This window comes from Bradyrhizobium genomosp. III (genome assembly GCF_000261705.1).
In the GTDB taxonomy this organism is placed as follows: domain Bacteria; phylum Pseudomonadota; class Alphaproteobacteria; order Rhizobiales; family Xanthobacteraceae; genus Bradyrhizobium; species Bradyrhizobium ottawaense.
Window position 1 is genome coordinate 1 of sequence record NZ_AJQF01000526.1, and the last position, 6062, is coordinate 6062.

Genomic DNA, 6062 nt, shown 5'->3' on the forward strand with positions numbered 1-6062 from the left:
AGGGATCTGACCCACCCCTCCCCCTGCGCTTAAAGGATGCCGCGGGCCCGCATCTTCGCTTCAACGCGCCGTCGTGCTGCCTGGTTGTTGCTGGATGCTCGACTGATCTGAGCTGAGGTGTCCTTGCCGTAGGCTCCCCACAGGACCAAGCTGATCTCGAAAAGTTTGGCCTCGGTGATGAGGCGCTTCGGAATGTCGCCACCGTCGTCCCACTCCTCGACAACTGGAGTAAACGACACGCTCACCTCGTTGACAGTGCCAAGGCCTCCTGCCCTAAAGGCGCATCAGGATGCGGCTCTAACGAGTAGTAGAGTCCGACGTTATCCGAACGTAGTTTGAGGGTGCCGTTGCTGATGCGCCCCAGAGGCCTGCTGACATCATGACTGCAAAGCGCGGCGACGTCTGGATTTTGCGCGATGTGCTTGTCGAATGCGCCGCGCGCGAAGCGTTCCTCGAAGAGCCCCGCGATGATGGCCGGCCGATTCCAGGAAATCGCGAATCCTGAGATGGTTTCAGCCATTGCGTTGCGTCACCCGCAATCGTTTCTCGCGTTTCGCTTGCATCAACTTGCGCGCAATCACGGCTGGTGAGTCCGAGCACTCGGAGTGTCGGCTTTCGCCAGGCATCTTTACACGGCGCCGAACTGGCTTTCGGTCGGCCACATCGGAAGTGCGTTCGGATCCCTTAGACATTGTGGCCCGCCTCCTTCACTTCCTTCAAAAAGTAAAAAGCGCGGCCTTCGCGCCGATCGCCCAAGAAGTGCGCGCGCACTGGCCGCAGATAACCGAGGCGCACATCCTCGCGCTCCAGATCGTCCAGCAGCGCGTCGTGCTTTTCTCGGGCTTGGCTGCTTCCAACGCGCGAGCGGCCTCACATACCGCACCCAAACGGCGCTGGTACTCTGGCATCACGGTGAAGCACACGAGCTTGGAGGCTACGTTCCGCGCTTCGTCTGTGCGCCTATGCAGGACCTCCCGCGCTGACTCGATGTTTGCTATCTCCGTGGTGACTTCGCGGAGCTGCCGCGACAGATCGGCAATGCTGTCAGTAGGATCGTCACCAAGCAGCGCGGCCACGCCGGGCGAGATATGTTTCCCAAAAGCCGCCCTGCCCGCCTCGATCTTACCGCGCAGTTTCGAGCGCTCGCTGTTGAGCTTAGAGTCTCTCTGCTCCAATTCCACGCGTTTCGCGATCAGGTCGGCGTACGAGCTGTCGGCCTCCGCGAGGCTGGGGACGCGGAATTCGTCGGTGGTCTTCGTCTTCAACGGAGCCATTAGGCAACAACCTTTCCAAACAATGCATCAATGATACCGGCCACAGCGGCGACGTTGATGGTGACTGACTTGTGATGGCCATTGGATTGCCAGTGAGCGCAATGAGCGCCCGGCTGACTGAAGCGACTGACCGACCCATCAGGTTTGTGAATCGCGACGGCTCTACAATTGCAGGATACGGCAACCTGAGATTTTCGCGCCTCCGCGACGCCAGTGCGTGCGTCCTCGACCAAAATCGCAACAGCGATCGGCGCGTTGGGAATCGACTGCGGGGCCCCATCCAGGTTGACACTACCGGGTGTCATCGCGTGGTAGGCGCGGACCGCGTCAACAGCGGTGTGCAACTCGGTGTCAGAGGCGAGCGCAACAACGAGGTCGAGAACATTGTCCTCGTCTAGCTCAGGCGCAACGCCCGGTGCGCCGGAAGGCAAGATTCCGGCTTCCTGCAAACGCCTGGCGATTCCGGTGCTTCGCGAGCGCGGGAAATCAAGATGACGCTCGATCGCGTCGAGCACGTGATTCCAAGTGGCCATTGGGGCCGCTCTCCTTTCAGGATTGGAAATTGCGATTGGAGGGTTAAATAAAACGCCGCATGCAGCGGCTTCGCGGCTCAGGGCCGGGAAAAAGTGGCGACGCCGGGTGGTGGCCAGCGCGCCGAGTGCACGTCACGTCAGACCACAAATCGTGGTCTTCAAGGTGATACGTTCCCAACTATGGCGAAAACTGGATTTTAAGCCGCCAGCGCGATTTTCCTCCGGCGCGGCCTGTTCCTGCGAATGTCGGGCTCATTATCATTGGCCACCTGCGTCAGGAATCGCTTGGCGTCGATTGCCCGGATCATGGCGTCCTCAACGGCACCGAATTGCATGAGCCGAATGCCGCTTGTCGCCGGGGCGGTGCGGCCCGCAAGAAATTCAGCGCCCTCCGCAACTGCATGCGACCACCTGGAGTACGGTGCGCCCACGTCCTGCTGCCAATCCAGTAGCTCTGGCCTGGCGGGCTTGCCGGGCTTGTTGGGGGTGGCCGCCTGTTTGGTGCGGCGCTTGCCTTTGCTCTGGCGATATTGCTCGGCAGTTGAATGCCATCGCCCGTCCAAACCAAACCACTTGGACATATCCGCATTAAACGTCGCCCTCGCCGCCGCATCCAATTGCCAGCCATGGGCCGGCCCCATACCGGGGAAGCGGCGGTGTAGAATGCGGTTCAGCTCGCCAGGGCGCGGGCGGACCTCGGTAACATGGTCGGCTGCTATGGGTTGGTCGTTGTCGTTTGCGTGTTGCATTGGTTGTCTCTCGTGACGAGCGTACCTGACCGCTTCTGCGGTCTTGTGCGTCGGCATCTGCGTGCCGATCGAATAATCAAACAATCAAAAAAAGTTATACGTAACTCGGCCACTGGTTCGGGCGGCTCGCGGGATCCAAGGGATTTGCTATATCCCCGCCCCATGTTTTGGTTTTCATTTTGCACTCGGAGATGTTTTCCTGGGGGCGCGGGTCCCTATGTGAACGGCGGGAGAGATCAGCTAGACCCCGCCGCCGTGCGCGGTGTGCGCGATGTGCGTGATTTTCACGTATGACTCTCTACACGCGCGCGCGAAGCGCCTATAATGGAAAAATCGCGCACATGTCGCACACGTAGCACCGACCATTGAAATCATTTCGTTTTCCCGTGCGCGATCCGTGCTCAATCGCGCACGCTAGGTTCTTTCTCGGCCTGCCTAAGCAGTTGCAGTCCGATATAGAGTTGTCCGCCGCGTACCCTTTGCCCCTTCTTGAAGCCACTCTTGGTCAGCGACTGGACAAATCCCTTCTGGCTTCCGGGGCGCTCGCCAGATGCTTCAGCATAATCGGTCCACGATTTGAACAGATCCGCGACGAAGTCTGAGATGCTACGATTGTCCGGCTCAACTCGGCAAGCATCCTTCAGCCACTGGCCGAACGTGTCTTGCTCGGCAAAATACGTTTCGGTCGCCTCAACAATAGATGCAGGTCGCACCAAACCATTGCGCTGCCAGTCCCGGCACCCATCAACCATCCACCGCAGAATGGCGGGCGCCTCACCGCGAAGCTTTGCTTCAAGTTCACGATCCGGCTTCGTCGGCTTTCGCGTGAACGGCACGATGTTGAATCGCCGCCGGGCTGCGGCGTCGACGCTATGCAGTGCTGGCTGGTGGTTTCCAACCACAAACAGTTTGAATTGCGGCTGGAACGTAAAGAAGTCCTGCCTCATAAAGCGCGCTGAAATCGCATCGCCGCCCGTCATCTGTTTTATTCGCGACTCGGCCCAAGCCCTGCCCTCCTCTGTCTCGCTGGCGCTGACTAGACGCGCACCGCGCAACATCGCCAAGTCTGTCGGGTGTCTGTCACTGCGGCTGGCAACGAACGTGTCCATTGACGCCGTAGTCGCATAATCGTGCAGAATATAGCTAGTGGTGTTGAGAAAAACCGATTTCCCATTACCGCCGTCGCCATGCACAAAGACAAGTGCATGTTCGCGCGTGTCGCCCGTAAGGCAGTAGCCGCACCACTGCTGCAGAAAGCGGATCATTTCACCGTCGCCGCCAGTCGCGTCTTGAAGAAATCGCAACCAAAGTGGACAGTCTGCCTGGGCAGACGGCGCGGTGGACGTTAGTTTGGTAATGCCATCTGCAGGGTCGGCAGCGCGCATTTTCCCTGTACGCAGATCAACGGTGCCGTCTGGCGTTCCGAGCAGAAACGGGTCGCGGTCCCAAGCCTCGATCGTGACGGCGAAGGTTGGGTCATTGCGAGCGAACCCCTCGACTCCTGAAGCGAATGAACGCTTTCGTATAGTCGCGAGCGCCTTCGGAGACAGGCCCTGTGACATATCGCGGGCCATCACCCTAACATGGTGAGCCGCAAGGCCGACTTCGTTCCTGCGCCAGTACGAACCATCCCATTCAAACCACGCGCCAGTGGAGTGGCAGAAGCGCAGCGTGTCTCGATAGGTGCTCGCGAATATATACGCAACACTATCCTCGGTTACCGAAGTGCCGGGATTAGATGCGGGTTTGTTGTCGTTGGCTGCGACAGGCTCCTCATCGCGGGCTTCAACGGTTGAATTGGACGCGTCGGTTTTAATTGCATTTTGCATTCAGCAATCGCCCTTCAGGACAAAGTTGATGTTGATCGACGCGCTGCGGCACGCCTGGCGGGTTGAGTAAGAAGACGAGCAACGCTGACTGGCTTGGTGTCATCGCCGCCGCCAACTCGTTTACGCAGCCACTCGGCGGCCTCTGACGCGGACATGCTGAGGCTGACTGAAACCATGTTGATCGGCGAGTAGCCGGCGTTTCCAGCCGAATAATCGACAATACCACTGGGCTGGATATTCAGCGCGCGGCCTCGCTTCTTCACCTTCGAGTTGATCGAGGGGCGGAAGGATGCAACAGCGTGGAAGCCGCCCTGGTACTTGCGCAGATCTTCGAGTCCAAGCTCCGGCACCCATGCATCGAGGCTAGCCAACGCGCGGCGTTGATGTGTCAGCCCACGGGTGGTCACTATCGACTACCACCGGGCCGCGGTCACTGGCTTTGCTGGCTGGCTTAATCAGCGTCCCGCGCTCGGCGAAGTACGCCTCCGCCCGAGCCAACAATTCGTCGATCGCCTCTGGTGTGATTTCCGGAAGCTCGGCCAACGGTGTTTCGGCCGGCGAACCGTTGAACCATTCGTAAGGTCGGCCCGTATCGGGATGCGTTCCGAACGCCACGAATTGCGTGCGTTCACCAAACGCCTCGACCTGACACTTGGCGCCGTTGATCAGGTAGGCGCCTGTTGCGCGCTTCTCGCGAGGCTCGGTGGCGCGGAATGCGAACAGGGTCTTCGGTGCCTTGCCCATCCGATACGGCGCTCTGTCCGACCCCGGCAACTCCATCACCATCGCGCGGATAGCGTCGGCAGTCTCAGCGTCCGGCGTGTCGACATCAAGCCCCACAAGTTCGCCGCAGAGCAGACCCGTATTTGTGGCGTCCGGATAGTTGCGAGCGATGCCTTCCATTTGCGCAGCGGACCACCGCGAGCGCTGCCAGTTACCCATGACAGCGGCTTTGCCACTACACGCGACGGGACGGTATCCGTAAGCAATAAGGCTGCGACGAAGGTGGATAATGCGCTTAAGCGTGGCCCGCATGTTGGCAATCGCCCTCTAAAACGAGAGATGAAATTGATTCGACCATCGCGGGCGAAAGCGCAGCCCCGCGCGCGTAAGCTCGATGCGATCCATCGGCCGCACGCACAATGCGCACGCCGAACAACTTCACCCCTTCGCAGACTTCGACGTCCGCAAGGGCAACGTCAGCACCGAGCGGCGAATGAGTGGCGAGGATTTTCATATTCCGGGTCTCCCTCGATCAGAAGCTTAGTCAGTTGCCGGTCGACCTGAACCGGATCGTAATACAGGTTGAACGAGCCGGGGATCTTGACCGGCTCTCTGAAGTTGTGGTGGAAATTGAGTTGTGGCTGCACACAATTCCTCCGTTCGTAGTGTGTGATGAGTAGTGAGATTTTTCGGGCGTGACACTAAAGGTCGCGCTGCAGATATTTGGCGGGCGACGCGGGGCTGTTGTTCACGCAGCTACCTTGGACTTGCCGTTATCGTTTGCGCCGCGGGCAGCAAGCCGCCGCCGCGCGCGTGTCATCACGTCATCCTTCGACTGCATAGCGGCAAGCTCCCGCTCCAGGCGTTCGACGTAGGGCGCGAAGCCCGGCCGGTCGTGCAGCACCATCACCTCGGCGATGAGAGAGCTGGCCTCGCAAATTCGGACAGTAGCTT

8 protein-coding genes and 1 pseudogene are annotated in these 6062 nt (G+C 59.6%); all 9 read right to left on the reverse strand.

The window, feature by feature from the left end; translation table 11 throughout:
* Nucleotides 1-29: 29 nt before the first annotated feature.
* Nucleotides 30-520, reverse strand: a pseudogene (locus IC66_RS48830) (HK97 family phage prohead protease).
* A 196-nt stretch (nucleotides 521-716) separates the two neighbouring features.
* The gene (locus tag IC66_RS47430) at nucleotides 717-1265 is read right to left on the reverse strand and encodes a hypothetical protein (protein ID WP_223153797.1); all 549 of its coding nucleotides are present in this window, start codon (nucleotides 1263-1265) and stop codon (nucleotides 717-719) included.
* A gap of 8 nt (nucleotides 1266-1273) precedes the next feature.
* Nucleotides 1274-1807 (reverse strand): hypothetical protein, encoded by a 534-nt coding sequence (locus IC66_RS0140780; protein WP_011090966.1) that lies wholly within the window; start codon nucleotides 1805-1807, stop codon nucleotides 1274-1276.
* A 197-nt stretch (nucleotides 1808-2004) separates the two neighbouring features.
* On the reverse strand, nucleotides 2005-2556 hold the full coding sequence (locus IC66_RS0140785) for a hypothetical protein (protein WP_014498619.1): 552 nt from the start codon (nucleotides 2554-2556) through the stop codon (nucleotides 2005-2007).
* 401 nt (nucleotides 2557-2957) lie between these two features.
* On the reverse strand, nucleotides 2958-4385 hold the full coding sequence (locus tag IC66_RS0140790; RefSeq protein WP_011090968.1) for a phage/plasmid primase, P4 family: 1428 nt from the start codon (nucleotides 4383-4385) through the stop codon (nucleotides 2958-2960).
* A gap of 14 nt (nucleotides 4386-4399) precedes the next feature.
* Entirely contained in the window at nucleotides 4400-4735 is a 336-nt protein-coding gene (locus IC66_RS44535) for a hypothetical protein (RefSeq protein ID WP_161536874.1), read from the reverse strand.
* Nucleotides 4736-4748: 13 nt separating this feature from the next.
* On the reverse strand, nucleotides 4749-5420 hold the full coding sequence (locus IC66_RS0140795) for a bifunctional DNA primase/polymerase (RefSeq protein WP_011090970.1): 672 nt from the start codon (nucleotides 5418-5420) through the stop codon (nucleotides 4749-4751).
* Nucleotides 5404-5622 carry a hypothetical protein gene (locus IC66_RS46885; RefSeq protein WP_129964954.1) on the reverse strand — a complete coding sequence of 73 codons (219 nt, stop codon included), beginning with the start codon at nucleotides 5620-5622 and terminating at the stop codon, nucleotides 5404-5406. The genes IC66_RS0140795 and IC66_RS46885 overlap by 17 nt, the downstream gene beginning before the upstream one ends.
* A gap of 234 nt (nucleotides 5623-5856) precedes the next feature.
* Nucleotides 5857-6062: hypothetical protein (locus IC66_RS46890; RefSeq protein ID WP_131727856.1), on the reverse strand; the 206-nt coding region annotated here is incomplete at its 5' end.

Excerpts from the sequence above, each read along its gene's own strand:
- IC66_RS0140780 (WP_011090966.1), bottom strand. The coding sequence starts at position 1,807 with ATGGCCACTTGGAATCACGTGCTCGACGCGATCGAGCGTCATCTTGAT.
- IC66_RS0140785 (WP_014498619.1), bottom strand. The coding sequence starts at position 2,556 with ATGCAACACGCAAACGACAACGACCAACCCATAGCAGCCGACCATGTT.
- IC66_RS0140790 (WP_011090968.1), bottom strand. The coding sequence starts at position 4,385 with ATGCAAAATGCAATTAAAACCGACGCGTCCAATTCAACCGTTGAAGCC.
- IC66_RS0140795 (WP_011090970.1), bottom strand. The coding sequence starts at position 5,420 with ATGCGGGCCACGCTTAAGCGCATTATCCACCTTCGTCGCAGCCTTATT.
- IC66_RS46885 (WP_129964954.1), bottom strand. The coding sequence starts at position 5,622 with ATGAAAATCCTCGCCACTCATTCGCCGCTCGGTGCTGACGTTGCCCTT.